Raw genomic sequence first — 16,571 nt, forward strand, 5'->3', positions numbered from 1 at the left:
CAAGTGTAAGAGCAGTTACCAAGAGGCCGGAATATGGACCTTCCCTTTGATGGTGCGATCAGCGCTTTCTTCAATAATGACGCGCCCGATGATGTGCGTAACGCGATCAAACGCGCCGAAAAGGGCGAGGTCATCAACCCGGCCTATCCCTATTCGGATCGCATGCCGCGCAAGGCGTATGAGAAGGATCTGCATGCGCTGCAGATCGAACTGGTCAAGATGAAAACCTGGGCACGCGAAAGCGGCGCCCGGATCGCCATTGTGTTCGAAGGCCGGGATGCGGCGGGAAAAGGCGGCACGATCAAACGCTTCCGCGAAAACCTTAACCCACGTGGGGCCAAGGTGGTGGCCCTCTCCAAACCAACGGAAACAGAAGCGTCGCAATGGTATTTTCAGCGCTATATTGACCATCTGCCCGCCGCCGGGGAAATCACGTTTTTTGACCGCAGTTGGTACAACCGGGGCGTGGTTGAACATGTCTTTGACTTCTGCACACCAGAGCAGCGCGCGCATTTCTTTCATCAGGTGCCGGATTTCGAAAAGATGCTGGTGGATGACGGCATTCACCTGTTCAAGATCTGGCTGAACGTTGGACGCGCCGAACAGCTGCGTCGTTTCCTATCACGTGAACGTGATCTGCTAAAGCAATGGAAACTCTCGTGGATTGACGTTGAAGGCCTTAAACGCTGGGACGCCTATTCCGAGGCGATTCAGGAAACCTTTGCCAAGTCGCACACCGATCACGCGCCCTGGACCATCGTGCGGTCGGACGACAAGCGCCGCGCCCGGATCAACGCCATACGCAGTGTTCTGACCGGGCTCGACTACAGCCGCAAAGACGCCAAGGCGCTTGGCCAGGTGGACCCGAACGTGTGCGGCGGGCCGGATATCTGGGATGCCTAAACGCGGGTACCATCACGGCAATCTGCGACAGGCGCTGATCGACGCGGCGCTTGAGCTGATCACCGAAAAAGGCCCGACGGGCTTTACCCTGTCGGAGGCCGCCAAGAAAGCGGGTGTTACCCCCGCTGCGGTCTACCGGCATTTCGAGGGCCGCGAAGACCTGATCGCCGAAGCCGCCCTTCAGGGGTACGAGATTTTTGCCGATGTCATGCAGTTTGCCTATGACAGCGGTCAACCCTCCGCCCTGGCTGCGTTCGAGGCCACGGGGCGCGCCTATCTGGCCTTTGCGCGCAAGTATCCCGGTCACTACATCGCGATGTTTGAAAGCGGGATTTCGGTCAACCGCACACCGGAACTGGCCGCCGTGTCCACCCGCGCGCGCGGGGTGCTGGAAAAAGCGGCGGTGGACCTGTCGCAGCATATCCCGCCCGACAAACGCCCTCCGGCGTCGATGTTTTCGGCCCATATCTGGGCAATGAGCCACGGCGTTGTCGAATTGTTTGCGCGCAATTCCCCCGGCACCACGTCTCCGTTTCCGCCGGAAGACCTGCTTGAGACCGGGATCGGCGTTTATCTGCGCGGTCTTGGGCTGGTTCCGCCGGATCAGTGACGTGACAAACCGATGGCGCGGCATTACATGCGCGGCATGACACATGAACTTCACATCATTGGCGGCGGCATGGCCGGGTCCGAAGCGGCCTGGCAGGCGGCCCATCGCGACATCAAGGTGGTCATCCACGAGATGCGCCCCAAGGTCGAAACCTTTGCCCACAAGACCGGCGATCTGGGAGAGATGGTCTGTTCCAATTCGTTCCGGTCGGACGATGACGAACAAAACGCCGTGGGCTTGCTGCACTGGGAAATGCGTCAGGCCGGAGGCGTGATCATCGACACCGCGCACCAACACCGCCTGCCCGCTGGCGGCGCGTTGGCCGTGGACCGCGATGCCTTCAGCGCCGAGATCACCCGGCGGCTGCACGCGCATCCGAACGTGTCGGTCAGCCATGAAGAGATCACCGATCTGCCCGATGAGGGCCATTGGATCATCGCCACCGGGCCACTGACCAGCGCTGCTTTGGGCGATGCGATCCAAAAGGAAACCGGCACTGACCGGCTGGCCTTTTTCGACGCGATTGCGCCTATCGTCTATGCGGACAGCATTGATATGTCGAAAGCCTGGCTGCAATCGCGCTATGACAAGGGCGACACCGAGGAAGAACAGCGCGCCTATATCAACTGCCCGATGGACAAGGCGCAGTACGAGGCGTTTATCGACGCGCTGCTGGCCGCCGACAAAACCGAATTCCACGAAGGCGAAACCGCAGGCTATTTCGACGGCTGCCTGCCGATCGAGGTGATGTCAGAGCGCGGGCGCGAGACATTGCGGCACGGTCCGATGAAGCCCGTGGGCCTGACCAATCCGCACCAGCCGGATGTCAAACCCTGGGCCGTGGTGCAGCTGCGCCGCGACAATGCTTTGGGCACGCTTTATAATATTGTCGGGTTCCAGACAAAGATGAAGTACGGCGCGCAAGCCACTGTTTTCAAGATGATCCCGGGTTTGGAAAACGCAAGTTTTGCGCGTCTTGGCGGCATCCACCGCAACACGTTTCTGAACAGTCCAACGCTTCTGGATCACCAGATGCGGCTTAAATCGCGGCCGAATATCCGCTTTGCCGGTCAGGTGACGGGTGTGGAAGGTTACGTCGAATCCGCCGCGATGGGATTGTTGGCCGGGCGCATGGCGGCGGCTGAAATCAGCGGGGTCACTTTGCCGACCGTGCCGCAAGACAGCGCCCATGGCGCGTTGATCCACCACATCACGGGCGGGGCCGAGGCCAAGACCTTTCAGCCGATGAACGTCAATTTCGGCCTCTTCCGACCGGTCGAGGGCCTGAAAGGTGGACGGCGCGGCCGCAAGGATCGGTACAAAGCCTATACCGACCGCGCCAAGGCCGCGTGGTCGGCCTGGCTGGACGCACAATCGCTGGACGCCCCTGCCGCAGAATGACTATGATTTGCCTATGAGCGGATCATTTCTCGACAAGGTGTATGACGTCAAAGGCGCAGAGGCGACGCGCGCGCTGTATGACGATTGGTCGGACAGCTATGAGGCCGAGGTGGCCGAAAGCGGCTATGCCACACCGGGCCGCGCGGCGCAGGCGCTGGCGGCGGTGATGCCGGACAAATCCGCACCGGTGCTGGATTTCGGATGTGGCACCGGATTGTTTGGTCAGGCGCTGCGGCGGGCCGGGTTCACGCAGATCGACGGGGTCGATTTGTCAGCCGAGATGCTTGAACACGCCCGGGCCAAGGACGTCTACACAACGCTTGCACAGATCGCGGCCGACGCTCCGGTTCATAACGGCGGGGACTATGCCGCGATTGCCGCCGTGGGTGTGATCGGTGCCGGGGCTGCGCCGCTCTCCGTTTTGGACACGCTGTTCGACGCGCTGGCCCCGAACGCGTTGATCTGTTTTTCGTTCAACGACCACACGTTGGAAGACCCCGCCTTCGAGGCGCGGGTGCAGGCGCTTGTGTCCGACGGCCGGGCGCTGCAGATCCGTCGCGACTACGGCGATCACTTCCCAAAGCTTAAATTGAACTCTGTCATCTATATCCTTCAGAAAACGTGACTTTTACCACGCGCTTTGCACCAAGCCCAACCGGGCCGCTGCATCTTGGCCACGCGTATTCGGCGCTTCTGGCCTTTGATCTGGCACAGAAGGCTGGTGGGCGGTTCCTGTTGCGCATAGAAGACACCGACACGGCGCGCAGCACTCCTGCGTTCGAGCAGCAGATCTATGACGATTTGCAATGGCTGGGCCTGTCCTGGGAAGAGCCGGTGCTGCGCCAGTCGCAGAATGCCAATGCCTATGACGCCGCGTTGGCCCGGCTGGCGCAGATGGGGCTGGTGTTCCCCTGCGCCTGCACGCGCGGGGATATCCGGCGCGCGGCCTCGGCGCCGCAGGAAGGCGCGCCGCTTCATGGGCCCGATGGGGTGATTTATCCCGGCACGTGCCGCCACCGGCGTTGGCAGGACCGGACCGAAACGGATGCGCTGCGGCTGGACATGGCGGCGGCGGTGACGCGGCTTGACCGGATGCCGGACTATGTTGAAACGGGCGTTGTGCCAACCCAACCGATCACAGAGCACCACCTGCGCACCGAGATTGGCGACGTGGTGCTCGCGCGGCGGGACACCGGTATGGCGGCCTATCACCTGAGCGTTGTCGTGGATGACGCGGCCCAGGGCATCACGGATGTGGTTCGCGGCGCGGACCTTGCCCCGGCAACGCCCATCCACGTGGTTTTACAGGTTTTGCTGGGTTTGCCGACGCCGATCTACCACCACCATCGCCTGATCCGCGACGACACTGGCAAACGCCTTGCCAAACGCGACGACGCACGGGCCATCGCCACCTACCGCGCCGAAGGGGCATCGCCAGACGACATCCGCAGGCTTGTGGGGCTTTAGATTTTCTTGTTGCAAGAGGTATCCCGGAACAGTGCGCCAGACATCACGCCTCCATCGGCGCCATGATCTCGACTTCGGCCCCATCCTGCACTTCGGTGTAAAAACACGACCGCCGGTTTGTATGGCAGGCCGGACCGGTTTGCCGCACGGTGACCAGAAGGCAATCCCGGTCGCAATCCACGCGGAATGCAACCAGGTCCTGCGTGTGGCCTGACGTTTCGCCCTTGATCCAGAACGCCTGCCGCGACCGCGACCAGTAGGTCACACGCCCGGTCTCTAACGTGCGGGCCACGGCTTCGGCATTCATCCATGCCATCATCAGCACGTCCCCGGTCGCGGCGTCTTGTGCAATTGCCGGGATCAGACCCGCTTCGTTATAGACCAAAGTTGCAGGATCAAACGTCATTGGAAAAACCTTTTTGCATCCGCCGTTTGGTCCCCTATCTATGAGGGACGCAGCGAAAGGGAAAGCCATGTCCGGCGACACCGATCTGATCAAACTCTACTCGGCCCGCATTCTTGAACTGGCCGCAGACATTCCGCACCACGCACGGCTGGATGCGCCTGCGATGACGGTCAAGAAACGCTCGCCGCTGTGCGGGTCAACGGTGACGGTGGACCTGTCGCTGGACGACGGCGTGGTGAGCGGGTTTGGACAGGACGTCAAAGCCTGTGCCTTGGGTCAGGCGGCCGCGTCTGTTGTCGGTAGGGCCATTCTGGGATGCACACCCGACCAGATCACGCAGGCGCGCGACGAATTGCGCGCGATGCTGAAAGAAGACGGCCCTGCCCCGCAGGCCCCGTTTGACGGGCTTGAGGTGCTGCGCCCGGCGGTGTCGTACAAGAACCGCCACGCATCAATCCTGTTGACGCTGGATGCGGCGTCCGAAGCGGTTGCCCAATTGGCCGAAACGCAAAGCGCGTAACGGCACCCCCACATTTTTTATCAAACGATAAAAAAACCGCCGCACTTTGAAAAATCAAAGGCGGCGGGAAAGTCGCGTGTTCGTTGGGGCCGTCAAAGCGTGTGAAGGCAAGCAACCTTCATTGGGACAGGTGCATCAGAGTTGGGACAGAGATGCGATCGCTTTTGGGCAGGAACCACGCAGGCAGAAAAATAACAGATCAGACCAGAACAGGCAGATGCAGCGCTGCGAACAGCATGACGATCAGTGACATCGCGCCAAGCGCATCCGAAACAAGCGCAGTGTTGGTCTGGGCTTTGGCTGCGTGAAACGATGTTTTGATCCGCTGCATCATTGTGATGTCCTCCTTGTTGCTTCTTTGTTCTCATATTGAGCGGATCAAGTAAAGAACTTTTTGAGAACATTTGAGAACAAAAGCGGTTAACCCACCGAAATCAGCTGAATCGCCTGATCCTGTTTCATCAGGTACAGCAACACGCGCGCGGCCTGTCCGCGGTCGGATTTCAACGTTGGATCGTCCTGCAAGAGCTTGCGCGCATCATCCTGCGCAATCGCCATCAGGCTGGCTTGACGTTCCAGATCGGCAATGCGGAACCGAGGCAGGCCGGATTGCGCCGTGCCCAGAACATCGCCCGCGCCGCGCATTTCCAGATCCACTTCGGAAATGCGGAACCCGTCTTCGGTTTCGCGCAAAGTGGTCAGCCGTTTCAGGCCGGTTTCGTTCAAGGGCGGCTGGTAGAGCAACAAACAGGTCGAGGCGGCAGAACCGCGCCCGACCCGCCCCCGCAACTGGTGCAGTTGCGCAAGACCAAAGGTTTCCGCCCGTTCGATCACCATGATCGACGCGTTGGGCACATTGACGCCCACTTCGATCACCGTGGTGGACACCAGAACGCCAGTCTTGCCAGCCACGAACCGCGCCATTGCGGCGTCTTTTTCGGCATGGGGCATCTGACCATGCACCAGCCCGACCACGTCGTCCCCCAGTGCCGCCCGCAAGCGCTTGAACCGGTCTTCGGCTGCGGTCAGGTCGAGCACCTCGCTTTCCTCGACCAGCGGACAGACCCAGTAGGCCTGCCGCCCTTCGGCCACCGCCTGCCGCAACCGGTCGACCACGACATCCATGTTCTCATTGGACAGAAGCGCGGTTTTGACCGGGGTCCGTCCGGGCGGTTTTTCATCGAGCACCGACACGTCCATGTCGCCATACTGCGCCAAGGCCAAGGAGCGCGGGATCGGGGTGGCGGTCATCACCAGCACATCCACGGCCAATCCCTTGCGCCCCAGTTCCAGACGTTGGCGCACACCGAACCGGTGCTGTTCGTCGATGATGGCCAGACGAAGATCGCTGAATTCAACGTCTTTCTGGAACACCGCATGGGTGCCGACGAGGATCTGGATATCGCCCCGGGCCAAGGCCGCCAGCTTGGCCTTGCGTTCAGAGCCCTTGTCGCGCCCGGTCAACAGTTCGAGCACGACGCCCGCGTCTTCGGCCAGCGGTTGCAGTCCTTCGAGATGCTGACGGGCGAGGATTTCCGTGGGGGCCATCATCACCCCCTGCCCACCGGCTTCCACCGCCGTGAGCAGCGCCATGAAAGCCACGAGCGTTTTGCCCGAGCCCACATCGCCCTGCAGCAGCCGGTTCATGCGCCGCGCATCGGCCATGTCATCGGTGATTTCGTCGATGGAGCGCATCTGCGCCTGTGTCGGTTTGTACGACAGGGCCGCAAGCACCTTGCGTCTGAGCCGCCCGTTGCCGGGGCTTGCGATCCCCGGTTTGGCGCGTTTTTGCGCACGGGCCAGGGCCAATGTCAGCTGATGCGCCAGCAATTCGTCGTAAGCCAGCCTGCGCTTGGCCGGACTGTCGAGAGACAACGCCCTCAGGCCCTGCGGTGCGTGGGCTTCGGACAAGGCGGCGCGCCAGCTTGGCCAGCCTTCGCGTTTGACCAGCTCCAGATCTGCCCATTCCGCCAGATCCGGCGCGCGGGACAGCGCATCCGTGGCGGCCTTGACCATTGTTTTTTGCGTCACACCGGCGGTCAGCGGGTACACCGGTTCGAATTCCGGCAGGGTCTCGGCTTCGTCGGGCAGCAAGACGTGATCGGGATGCACCATCTGGGCCATGCCGTCGAAGAACTCGACCTTGCCCGAGACAATCCGGCGCGCGCCGAACGGCAACAGTTTTGACACGTAGTCGCCGCGCGCGTGGAAAAACACGATCTGGAACGCGGTCTGCGCATCTTCGACCATCACGCGGTAGGCTCCGCCCTTGGTGCGGGCAGGCCGATGCTGTCCGATCTCGACCTCGACCGTGAGGATGCCGGGAAGTTCGGCCCCCTGCACCGTGTCGCGCAGGCGACGGTCCACCACCGAATGCGGCAGGGTGTACAACACGTCGCGCGGCGCTTCGATGCCGATCTGGGCCAGTGTCACGGCGGTTTTCGGGCCGATCCCTTTCAGCCCGCTCAACGCGCCGAAGAGCGGGAACAGGATTTCGGGTCGGCCCGTGCTCATGCGCCCTCGATCAGATCGAACCAGCCATCTTCGTCGATGATGTCGACCCCGAGATCACGCGCCTTGGTTTCTTTGGATCCGGCCCCCGGCCCGGCCACCAGCAAATCGGTTTTCGACGACACCGATCCGGACACCTTGGCCCCCAACGCCTCGGCCCGCGCCTTGGCTTCGGCGCGGGTCATGCGTTCCAGCGCGCCGGTAAAGACCACCGTTTTGCCGGCCACCGGGTTGCCATCGGTTTGCGGGCGCTCTGCGTCCTCAACGGTCAGCTGAGTGATCAGCCGGTCGATCGACGCGCGCTCTGCCTCTTGGGCAAAGCTGGTCAGAAGCGACACGGCGACAGTGGCCCCGATGCCGTCAATGCCCGTCAGATCGTCCCACGCCGCACGGACCGGTGTGGGCACGTCCTGCCAATGCGCCTTGCGGGTTGCGGTCAGGTTGGCGCGACGCCCGTCCTGATCTGCGGCGCGGCGTTCGTCCTCAACCGCGCGTTCGGCGGCCAAATAGGCTTCGGCAGCGGGCTTGGCGATGTCCACCGCGTCTGCCAGCGCGGCCCAGCTTCCGTAATGGCGGGCCAGATCGTTTGCAGCCACTTCGCCGACATGGCGCAGGCCCAGGGCAAACAGCAAGCGCCCTAGCGGGATGATGCGTTTTTCGTCGATGGCGTCGAACAGGTTCTGCGCGGATTTTTCACCCCAGCCTTCGCGGTTTTTCAGTTGTTGCAGACCGGTGCCGAACCGGTCTTTCAGGGTGAAGATATCGGCGGGTTCCCTGATCCAGCCGTCGCTGTAGAATTGTTCGACCTGCTTGGCCCCCAGACCTTCGATATCGAACGCCCCGCGTGAGACGAAATGTTTCAGCTTTTCAACCGCTTGCGCGGGACAGATCAACCCACCACTGCACCGGCGGACGGCGTCGCCTTCCTCTCGGATGGCCTCTGATCCGCATTCGGGACAGGTGTGGGGGAACCGGTAGGGTGTGGCGTCGCCCGGGCGTTTTGCCAGGTCGACATCGGCCACCTTGGGGATCACGTCCCCGGCGCGGTAGACCTGCACCCAATCGCCTTCGCGGATGTCCTTGCCATCGCGGATCGGTGCGCCATTGGCGTCGCGCCCGGCGATGTAGTCTTCGTTGTGCAGCGTCGCGTTGGACACGACAACGCCGCCCACCGTGACCGGTGTCAGGCGCGCCACAGGGCTGAGCGCGCCGGTGCGCCCGACCTGGATGTCGATGGCTTCCAACCGCGTCCACGCCAATTCCGCAGGGAATTTATGCGCGATGGCCCAACGCGGCGTGGTGGAGCGGAACCCCAGCCGGTCCTGATAGCCCAGATCATCCACCTTGTAGACCACGCCATCAATGTCATAGCCCAGCGTCGCGCGCTGTGCCTCGATCCTGCGGTAATGGGCCAGCATATCGGCCGGGCCACCGCAGGTCTGTGTCAGGGGATTGGTTTGAAACCCAAGCTGCGCCATGCGGGCGATGGCGTCGGTTTGCGTGTCGGCCAGCGAGTCGCTGAGCGCGCCCCAGGAATAGGCGAAAAAGCGCAGGGGCCGGGATTTGGTGATTTCCGGATCAAGCTGCCTGAGCGACCCGGCGGCGGCATTGCGCGGGTTGGCAAAGGCTTTGCCACCAGTGGCGGCCTGCCGGGCGTTGAGATCGGCGAAATCCGCGTGGCTCATATACACTTCGCCGCGAATTTCGAGCACGTCCGGCACGCCGGTCAGAGTTGTGGGGATATCGGCGATGGTGCGCGCATTGGCGGTGACGTTTTCCCCCACCTGACCGTCCCCCCGCGTGGCCGCTTGCACAAGCGTGCCGTTTTCATAGCGCAAGGACAGGGACAGACCGTCGATCTTGGGCTCGGCGGTGTAGGTCAAAGGGTCGGTGGCGCTAAGGCCCAGATAGCGGCGGATGCTTTGGTCAAAGCTGGTGATGTCATCGTCGTCAAACGCGTTTGACAGCGACATCATCCGGACCTCGTGGCGCACCTTGGTGAAGCCTTCAGCCGGGGCCGCGCCCACCTGGTCACTGGGGCTGTCGGCGCGCTTGAGATCAGGAAAGCGGGCTTCGATGGCGGCGTTGCGGCGCTTGAGCGCATCGTACTCGGCATCCGACAGATCGGGCGCATCGTCGGTGTGGTACGCGGTGTTGGCCTGCACCAGAATCGTGGCCAGCCGTTCAAGTTCGGCGGCGGCCTCGGCCTTGGTCAATGCATCGACCGACGTGTCTTGGTTCGCCATGTGCCCCCCTGGTCCGTGCTCTGGAACAGAGTGATAGGGCCGGTGTTCGCCAGCGTCCAGATTTGAAACCGGCAACCGGGCCGAAATCAGCGATTGCGCCGATGCGACGGGTCTGTGCCGCATCTGTGTCTGACGCTGAGCTGACCTTGCCGATCACGCACTGATGGCGATTTTCGCCGGATCGACCGTTTCGGGATCGCGCAGCACGTATCCCCGCCCCCAGACGGTTTCGATATTGCTGCCGTTGCCAGTGGCTTCGGCCAGTTTCTTGCGCAATTTGCAGATGAACACGTCAATGATCTTGAGTTCCGGTTCATCCATCCCGCCATAAAGATGGTTGAGGAACATTTCCTTGGTCAGGGTTGTGCCCTTGCGCAGGCTGAGCAGTTCCAGCATCTGGTATTCCTTACCGGTCAGGTGCACGGGATTGCCGTCAACCTGCACCGTCTTGGCATCCAGATTCACCTCGACCTTGCCGGTGCGGATGATGGATTGCGAATGCCCCTTGGACCGCCGGATAATCGCGTGGATGCGGGCGACCAGTTCTTCGCGGTGGAACGGTTTGGTCAGGTAATCATCGGCGCCAAAGCCGAACCCCTTGATCTTGTCTTCGCTGGCATCATTGCCCGAAAGGATGAGGATCGGCGTTTCGATCCGCGCGAGGCGCAATTGGCGCAGGACGTCAAATCCGTTCATATCCGGCAGGTTGAGATCCAGAAGGATCAAATCGTAATCATAAAGCTTGGCCAAATCGATGCCTTCTTCCCCGAGATCGGTGGAATAGACGTTCAGATTGGCGTTGCCCAACATCAGTTCGATGCTTTTTGAAGTTGTCGGGTCGTCTTCGACCAAGAGCACGCGCATCAGGTTTCTCCGCTATGTCAGCGTCCGGCAAATGGGACACTGATCAGAAAAGGTTAACCTGACGTTAGCGCCACAAAACCAAAATTACAACCTTAGATTGTTTTTCTATCGGAAGCGCTGTACTGCGGTTGCTTTCAGGGCATCTTTGCCGTGCCGTTCGGAGGCCGAAATCCATCCCTCCAGCTCCTCCTCGCTCAGTTCATAGCGCGCCAGGGCTTCTTTTTTCGAAATCAGGTTATGAACAACCGCGTCCACGACAATCGCCTTGCGGGACGCCACCCAGCGATAAGTGTTGGGGGGTGGCAAATCCGCATGCGTCAGGATGGACCCATCCGCCAATGTGACCGTGCGCGGCCCGTTTGACCGTTTGAGATACATAAATCGACCTTTCCCTAGCCCCTTTCCTCATTGATCGGCAGATTTGCCCCATCAGCCTTAATGCCACGTGAAGCCAAGGGTTGAGAGTATGTCGGATTTACCTATATTTTGCGCAAACACCCTTCCCGCGGAGATTGTCATGGCCCTTGATGCGCCAAAGCTAAACTCGCTTGGCTTTGCCAAGCCCCCGTCCGAGACCCGTGTCGTGGTCGCGATGTCCGGTGGCGTGGACAGTTCGGTTGTGGCCGCGCAACTGGCCGAAGAAGGCTATGACGTGGTTGGCGTCACGCTCCAGCTTTATGATCATGGTGCGGCGCTGGCCAAGAAAGGCGCGTGTTGTGCCGGGATCGACATCCATGATGCGCGGCGTGTGGCCGAGGATATGGGGTTTCCGCATTACGTGCTGGATTACGAGAACATCTTCAAGGATGCGGTGATCGACGAATTTGCCGACAGCTATCTGGCGGGGGCAACCCCTGTGCCTTGTATCCGCTGCAATGAGCGGGTGAAGTTCAAGGACCTGCTGGAGACAGCGAAAGACCTTGAGGCCGACTGCATGGCCACGGGCCACTATATCCAGCGCAAGATGGGTCCGGCCGGTCCCGAATTGCACAGCGCCGAAGATGCGAACCGCGATCAAAGCTATTTCCTGTTTTCGACAACCCCGGAACAGCTTGACTATCTGCGGTTTCCCTTGGGCCACCTGCCGTCCAAGGACGCGACCCGGGAACTGGCGGCGCGGTATAACCTGCAGGTTGCCGACAAACCGGACAGCCAGGACATCTGTTTTGTGCCGAACGGCAATTACGCAAGCGTCATCGAAAAGCTGCGCCCCGGTGCGGCGGAACCGGGTGAGATCGTTCACGCGGACGGTCGGGTGCTGGGCACACATGACGGTGTTATCCACTACACGATTGGTCAGCGGCGCGGTTTGGGAATCGGTGGACTGAGCGAGCCGCTTTATGTTGTGAAGCTGGATGTGGACGCCAAACAGGTCATCGTCGGCCCTAAAGAGATGCTGTCGACCCGCATCATTCCGGTGCGCGAGATCAACTGGCTGGGTGATGATCCGTTCACAAGCCGGGACGAATGGCATGTCGCGGTGAAGGTGCGGTCCACCCGTCCCCCGCGCGAGGCGATCATCCGCCCGATTTCGGACACCGAAGCGCATGTCGAATTGCTGACACCCGAAGAAGGCGTGAGCCCGGGACAGGCCTGCGTGTTCTATGACACCGACAGCACCCGCATTCTGGGCGGTGGCTGGATCTGGCGAGGACATGCCTCGGGCTGACTCGGTTTGCACCGTCACATCCGCGCGCCGTATTATACGGGCACATCTTTCGGTTGTTCTTGATCTGTGGCCGGTTCAGACTGGTCTTGCGATGCTTGAAAAGGATCTGCGCGGGTTATGACGGCTTCGTCTCCAGCGACCATCGTTTGCATGCTGCCCCGGCTTGGAACCAGCGTCGGGGGTGGCAAGATCAACGCCATTTTCCGTCGCATGAACCTGTTTGCCACCCGCGACGCGACCCGGGTTGTCCTGCTCACGCTGGAGCATAGCGTGGCCTGCAAGATTGCCTTTGCGCAATTGCAGGCTGACGGGGTGCTGGATCAGCGCATCACGCATCACTCGCTGTTCGAATTTTGCCTGCCTGCGGGGGGTGATGTGGCGGATGGCGCAGAGGCGTCGGTTCCAGAGTGGGATCAGCAAATGGCGAAAGGGGGCAAGAAACAGCGGATTTCCTACTATCGTGGCGACGACATGGTGATGCGCGACACGCTGGAAGACACGGCTGCCGGTGTGCTGACGATCCGGCAGATATTTTCCGACGCGGACCGGGATGTGCGTCTGAAATACCTGAACGATGACCTGATCGAAGGGGTCGCGCGGTTTGGCGACGGGATGGTGCACAAGTCATTTTACGTGGAGGGGGCCGCCGTCTGCGAGATGCGGATGGAACACCGGGCGTTCCGCTTTGCCGACAGCGCCGTTACCGGGCAGCGCTACTTTAACGAACATACGCTGCAAAAGAATCTGGTGGCTCAGGCTTTTCCAGAGGAGTGTCTGGTGTTTGTGGACGGGATCACCTCGGTCTATCTGGCGCAGCACATCACCGCCCGGAAAGTGCTGTTTCTGCATGCCAATCATCGTGCGCCCGACGGGCGCGTGCTGCGGCGGTCCCGCTACATGATCGAGCATTTTCAGGGTGATCGAATCGTGACGGCCACGCAGGCCCACAAGGCGCGGCTGGAAATGGACATGGCCCCGGCCTGCCGCGTGGATGTCATTCCGCATTACGCCGACATGCCACCGCCGAACGTACAACCGAGGCGCCACATCTGTACGGTGTCGCGACTGAGACTGGCGGATAAACCGATCCATCAGTGCATCGAGGCGTTCACGCGCATCATGCATCTGATCCCGGAGTGCAATTACCTGATCTATGGCACCGGACCGGATCAGGCCCGTTTGGAACAGTTGATCCATCACCATGACTGCGCGGACAGGGTGTTTCTGATGGGCCATACGCCAGAACCGGGCGACGTGTTCGCGGCCTCTTGCCTGTCGCTGGCCCCGACCCTGTCGGAAGGGTTTGGGTTGTCGTTGCTGGAATCGATGACCCATGCCTGCCCCGTTGTGAGTTTTGACGTCGATTACGGCCCGCGTGAACTGATCGACCCGGGCAAGACAGGGGAACTGGTCACACCCGGAGATATCGACGGGATCGCGCAGGCCATTCTCAGAGTGTACCGCAATCAGCCGGCCTACAGCGCGGCCAGCGCCCAGCGGGCTGCGCGGTATTCGTTTGACGCCTATCGGACCGCCTATTTCAAGCTGGTGGACGATGTGATGCAACGGCAGACTTTTTTCGACATCTCGGCGCGGGATTTGCGGTCCGAGGTGACAGCCGCGTTGGACACGGCCCCCAAGTCGCACAAAGCGCGGCTGCTTGATCTTTATATCAAGCTGAGCACGGACAAGCGCGATTTGGAGGCGACCTATTGGGGCTTTCAGATGAAACGCCGTCTGCTGCCAGAGGAACCCCGCCCGCTGATGCGCTGTATCTGGTTAAGCCGACGGCTGGGCCGCACAGCGCAATGCCATCAGCATCTGGCCGAGTTCGAACAGGCGTTTCCGCAACATTACCGGTCCTTTATCGACCAGCATCCCGAGTTTCTGGCGCTGGTCGATATGGGATGATCCGCAGGGAGCAGTTTACAGGCTGCACTTGTCCCGCATGAACGCCAGCGCGACGGACAATCCATCCGGCGCGATGCCATGCGCGGTGCCCTTCATGATATGGGCAAACACATCTTCCCATCCGGCCTCTTGCAGCGCTTCGGCGGCGGCGGGCAAGGATTGGACCGGGACCACATCGTCCTGATCACCATGCACCAGCAGGATCGGAAAGCGGCTGACAACTTCGTCGGCCAGCAATTCGGGCGCAAGCAACCGACCGGAAAACCCGACCAGACCCGCAATCGGGTCTTCGCGGCGCGGAGCCACGTGCAGCGCCATCATGGTGCCCTGACTGAACCCGAACAGGACCACCTGCTCCGGCAACAGGTCTTCATCGACCATCAGCGCGTCCAGAAAGGCGTTCAGGTCTTCAACCGCGCGGCCCATACCGGCCATGGATTCCTCTTCCGACGACCCATCAATCCACGGGATCGGGAACCACTGAAAACCCATGGGCGCACCGGCGCAGGCTTCCGGCGCATCGGGGGCCACGAACAGCGTGTCCGGCAGGTGTTCGCCCAGCGGATCAGCCAGACCCAGCAAATCGGCACCGTTTGCCCCGTAGCCATGCAGGAACACCACGGCAGAGCGTGTTTCCCCGGAAACGGGCTCTTTGCGGCCTGCGGTCAATACACGTGTCATGCGATCCCCTCTCGGTCTTTTGCCACGTGGTAGTAGGCCCAGAGCGCGCGCGCCGCAACCGATCTCCACGGGCTCCAGGCTTCGGCCATCTGTCGCAGCGCCTTGTCCTTGGGGCGGTCGGGCAGATCGAACAGCATTCGCGCGCTTTCCTGCAGGGCCAGATCGCCCGGCGCAAAGACATCGGCGCGCCCGAGTGAGAACATCGCGTAGATCTCGGCGGTCCAGACGCCGATGCCCGTGACCGCCGTCAGGGTTTTGACCACGTCGTCGGTCGGGGTTGTGCGCAGCGCGTCGAAATCAATGCCAGCCTCGGCCAGCGCCACCGCATAGCGGGCTTTCTGACGGCTGAGCCCAAGTGCCCGCAGGGCCTCTTGATCCAGTGCCAGAACGCGCTCTGGCGTGACCGCGTCTGCCGCCTCCAGCTTGGCCCAGATGGCCCGTGCGGACGCCACGCTAACCTGTTGGCTGACAATGGCGCTGAGCAATTGGGCAAAGCCGTCCGGACGCAGGCGCAGCGGCAACGGCCCGGTTTGGTCGAGCGCATAGGCAAAGCGCGGCTCTTGCGCCACAAGCCATGCCGCGCCCTCGGCGACGCAGGCGTCCGTCGTGATCAGACGTCCGACCATACGCGCCTTTCCAGCCAATACAGTGCGTCTTCAACGCTGTGCACGATCGCGCCTCCAAGCGGTTTGGGGCGTGCCACCATGTAGACAGGGATCCCCAGCGTTCGCGCGGCGGCAATCTTTGGCCATCCGCCAGAGCCTCCTGCATTGCGGGTCAGCACCGCGTCAATCCGGTTCCTGCGCATCAGCGCAACTTCGGACGTCACGGTGAACGGCGGAGTACCGTGAAGGAAGCGTCCGTGACGCAGCGGGAAAGTGGAGCGGTGCCGGGTCAATTGCCGGACCAGCGCATGGGCATGGCGCAATGCCGCCAATTCGGACAACGCGGGACGCCCCAGCGTGACCAGCACCCGCGCACCGGGCGGGATTTGGGCGGCGGCGTCCCGAACGTCGCGCACCGCGATCCAGCGGTCGCGCCGCCCTGCCCGCCATGCCGGACGGATCAGGTTGAGATGCGGGACGTCCATCGACCGGGACAGGTGCGCCGCGAGAGACAGCGTTGCCACATCGCAAGGATGCGGCGCGGCGATCAACGCGCCCGCCCCTTCGAGCGGGTCGGCAAAATCGGCAAGCCCGGACGCTGACGCACCGGTCACCCGATCCCGCGCGGGCAACCACAGATGCGCGCGTGCGCCCAGCGATGCCGCCAGCGCGCGGGCCTCTGCCGAACCGCCCAGGATCACAATCGGTGCATTTGCTTGCACGTGAGAATCCCTAAATCCCTTCATTCCCGTCGGCTTACACAACCACGAGGCAAAG

17 protein-coding genes are annotated in these 16,571 nt (G+C 61.7%); 8 read left to right on the top strand and 9 right to left on the bottom strand.

Going from position 1 to position 16,571, the window contains the following annotated elements; genetic code table 11:
- The first annotated feature begins 33 nt into the window (after positions 1-33).
- The 5 genes from ppk2 to gluQRS are packed head-to-tail and all read left to right on the top strand — an operon-like array spanning position 34 to position 4,381.
- Positions 34-903 (top strand): polyphosphate kinase 2, encoded by an 870-nt coding sequence (gene ppk2 / locus MWU54_RS01245; RefSeq protein WP_247080223.1) that lies wholly within the window; start codon positions 34-36, stop codon positions 901-903.
- Positions 896-1,513, top strand: coding sequence for a TetR/AcrR family transcriptional regulator (locus MWU54_RS01250; protein WP_247080224.1), 618 nt, complete (start codon positions 896-898; stop codon positions 1,511-1,513). Before ppk2 ends, MWU54_RS01250 begins: the two co-directional genes overlap by 8 nt.
- 36 nt (positions 1,514-1,549) lie before the next feature.
- Positions 1,550-2,914: a methylenetetrahydrofolate--tRNA-(uracil(54)-C(5))-methyltransferase (FADH(2)-oxidizing) TrmFO gene (gene trmFO, locus MWU54_RS01255; protein ID WP_247080225.1), complete on the top strand. Its 1,365-nt coding sequence runs from the start codon at positions 1,550-1,552 to the stop codon at positions 2,912-2,914.
- A gap of 13 nt (positions 2,915-2,927) precedes the next feature.
- A complete protein-coding gene (locus MWU54_RS01260; protein ID WP_247080226.1) occupies positions 2,928-3,539 on the top strand; it encodes a methyltransferase domain-containing protein in 612 nt (203 codons plus the stop codon).
- Entirely contained in the window at positions 3,536-4,381 is an 846-nt protein-coding gene (gene gluQRS, locus MWU54_RS01265) for a tRNA glutamyl-Q(34) synthetase GluQRS (protein ID WP_247080227.1), read from the top strand. The genes MWU54_RS01260 and gluQRS overlap by 4 nt, the downstream gene beginning before the upstream one ends.
- A gap of 43 nt (positions 4,382-4,424) precedes the next feature.
- On the opposite strand, the gene hisI is transcribed toward gluQRS, so the two are convergent.
- Positions 4,425-4,787, bottom strand: coding sequence for a phosphoribosyl-AMP cyclohydrolase (gene hisI / locus MWU54_RS01270; RefSeq protein WP_247080228.1), 363 nt, complete (start codon positions 4,785-4,787; stop codon positions 4,425-4,427).
- A gap of 67 nt (positions 4,788-4,854) precedes the next feature.
- Here hisI and MWU54_RS01275 point away from each other — a divergent pair, with 67 nt between their 5' ends.
- The gene (locus MWU54_RS01275; protein WP_247080229.1) at positions 4,855-5,307 is read left to right on the top strand and encodes an iron-sulfur cluster assembly scaffold protein; all 453 of its coding nucleotides are present in this window, start codon (positions 4,855-4,857) and stop codon (positions 5,305-5,307) included.
- A 199-nt stretch (positions 5,308-5,506) separates the two neighbouring features.
- On the opposite strand, the gene MWU54_RS18685 is transcribed toward MWU54_RS01275, so the two are convergent.
- The 5 genes from MWU54_RS18685 to MWU54_RS01295 form a co-directional block, all read right to left on the bottom strand.
- Complete coding sequence (locus tag MWU54_RS18685) at positions 5,507-5,641, bottom strand: hypothetical protein (RefSeq protein ID WP_281495930.1); 135 nt, start codon at positions 5,639-5,641, stop codon at positions 5,507-5,509.
- Between the two features lie 86 nt (positions 5,642-5,727).
- Positions 5,728-7,821 (bottom strand): ATP-dependent DNA helicase RecG, encoded by a 2,094-nt coding sequence (gene recG, locus MWU54_RS01280; protein WP_247080230.1) that lies wholly within the window; start codon positions 7,819-7,821, stop codon positions 5,728-5,730.
- Positions 7,818-10,064 (bottom strand): NAD-dependent DNA ligase LigA, encoded by a 2,247-nt coding sequence (ligA, locus tag MWU54_RS01285; protein WP_247080231.1) that lies wholly within the window; start codon positions 10,062-10,064, stop codon positions 7,818-7,820. The genes recG and ligA overlap by 4 nt, the downstream gene beginning before the upstream one ends.
- A 153-nt stretch (positions 10,065-10,217) precedes the next feature.
- Complete coding sequence (locus tag MWU54_RS01290) at positions 10,218-10,928, bottom strand: response regulator transcription factor CtrA (RefSeq protein WP_247080232.1); 711 nt, start codon at positions 10,926-10,928, stop codon at positions 10,218-10,220.
- A gap of 105 nt (positions 10,929-11,033) precedes the next feature.
- Positions 11,034-11,306: a DUF1153 domain-containing protein gene (locus tag MWU54_RS01295; protein WP_247080233.1), complete on the bottom strand. Its 273-nt coding sequence runs from the start codon at positions 11,304-11,306 to the stop codon at positions 11,034-11,036.
- 139 nt (positions 11,307-11,445) lie between these two features.
- Here MWU54_RS01295 and mnmA point away from each other — a divergent pair, with 139 nt between their 5' ends.
- Positions 11,446-12,597: a tRNA 2-thiouridine(34) synthase MnmA gene (mnmA, locus tag MWU54_RS01300; RefSeq protein ID WP_247080234.1), complete on the top strand. Its 1,152-nt coding sequence runs from the start codon at positions 11,446-11,448 to the stop codon at positions 12,595-12,597.
- Positions 12,598-12,714: 117 nt separating this feature from the next.
- Positions 12,715-14,508 (top strand): glycosyltransferase, encoded by a 1,794-nt coding sequence (locus tag MWU54_RS01305; RefSeq protein WP_247080235.1) that lies wholly within the window; start codon positions 12,715-12,717, stop codon positions 14,506-14,508.
- A gap of 15 nt (positions 14,509-14,523) precedes the next feature.
- Here MWU54_RS01305 and MWU54_RS01310 read toward each other — a convergent pair whose 3' ends face one another.
- Genes MWU54_RS01310 through MWU54_RS01320 form a run of 3 tightly spaced genes read right to left on the bottom strand, consistent with a single transcriptional unit; the run spans position 14,524 to position 16,516 of the window.
- Positions 14,524-15,189, bottom strand: coding sequence for an alpha/beta fold hydrolase (locus MWU54_RS01310; protein WP_247080236.1), 666 nt, complete (start codon positions 15,187-15,189; stop codon positions 14,524-14,526).
- Positions 15,186-15,815 (bottom strand): DNA-3-methyladenine glycosylase 2 family protein, encoded by a 630-nt coding sequence (locus MWU54_RS01315; RefSeq protein WP_247080238.1) that lies wholly within the window; start codon positions 15,813-15,815, stop codon positions 15,186-15,188. Before MWU54_RS01315 ends, MWU54_RS01310 begins: the two co-directional genes overlap by 4 nt.
- Positions 15,800-16,516, bottom strand: coding sequence for a precorrin-6A/cobalt-precorrin-6A reductase (locus MWU54_RS01320; RefSeq protein ID WP_247080240.1), 717 nt, complete (start codon positions 16,514-16,516; stop codon positions 15,800-15,802). Before MWU54_RS01320 ends, MWU54_RS01315 begins: the two co-directional genes overlap by 16 nt.
- Positions 16,517-16,571 lie beyond the last annotated feature (55 nt).

Source organism: Marivita sp. S6314 (genome assembly GCF_023015985.1).
Taxonomy (GTDB): Bacteria; Pseudomonadota; Alphaproteobacteria; order Rhodobacterales; family Rhodobacteraceae; genus Marivita.

Excerpts from the sequence above, each read along its gene's own strand:
- ppk2 (WP_247080223.1), top strand. The coding sequence starts at position 34 with ATGGACCTTCCCTTTGATGGTGCGATCAGCGCTTTCTTCAATAATGAC.
- MWU54_RS01250 (WP_247080224.1), top strand. The coding sequence starts at position 896 with ATGCCTAAACGCGGGTACCATCACGGCAATCTGCGACAGGCGCTGATC.
- trmFO (WP_247080225.1), top strand. The coding sequence starts at position 1,550 with ATGACACATGAACTTCACATCATTGGCGGCGGCATGGCCGGGTCCGAA.
- MWU54_RS01260 (WP_247080226.1), top strand. The coding sequence starts at position 2,928 with ATGAGCGGATCATTTCTCGACAAGGTGTATGACGTCAAAGGCGCAGAG.
- hisI (WP_247080228.1), bottom strand. The coding sequence starts at position 4,787 with ATGACGTTTGATCCTGCAACTTTGGTCTATAACGAAGCGGGTCTGATC.
- MWU54_RS01275 (WP_247080229.1), top strand. The coding sequence starts at position 4,855 with ATGTCCGGCGACACCGATCTGATCAAACTCTACTCGGCCCGCATTCTT.
- MWU54_RS18685 (WP_281495930.1), bottom strand. The coding sequence starts at position 5,641 with ATGATGCAGCGGATCAAAACATCGTTTCACGCAGCCAAAGCCCAGACC.
- recG (WP_247080230.1), bottom strand. The coding sequence starts at position 7,821 with ATGAGCACGGGCCGACCCGAAATCCTGTTCCCGCTCTTCGGCGCGTTG.
- ligA (WP_247080231.1), bottom strand. The coding sequence starts at position 10,064 with ATGGCGAACCAAGACACGTCGGTCGATGCATTGACCAAGGCCGAGGCC.
- MWU54_RS01290 (WP_247080232.1), bottom strand. The coding sequence starts at position 10,928 with ATGCGCGTGCTCTTGGTCGAAGACGACCCGACAACTTCAAAAAGCATC.
- MWU54_RS01295 (WP_247080233.1), bottom strand. The coding sequence starts at position 11,306 with ATGTATCTCAAACGGTCAAACGGGCCGCGCACGGTCACATTGGCGGAT.
- mnmA (WP_247080234.1), top strand. The coding sequence starts at position 11,446 with ATGGCCCTTGATGCGCCAAAGCTAAACTCGCTTGGCTTTGCCAAGCCC.
- MWU54_RS01305 (WP_247080235.1), top strand. The coding sequence starts at position 12,715 with ATGACGGCTTCGTCTCCAGCGACCATCGTTTGCATGCTGCCCCGGCTT.
- MWU54_RS01310 (WP_247080236.1), bottom strand. The coding sequence starts at position 15,189 with ATGACACGTGTATTGACCGCAGGCCGCAAAGAGCCCGTTTCCGGGGAA.
- MWU54_RS01315 (WP_247080238.1), bottom strand. The coding sequence starts at position 15,815 with ATGGTCGGACGTCTGATCACGACGGACGCCTGCGTCGCCGAGGGCGCG.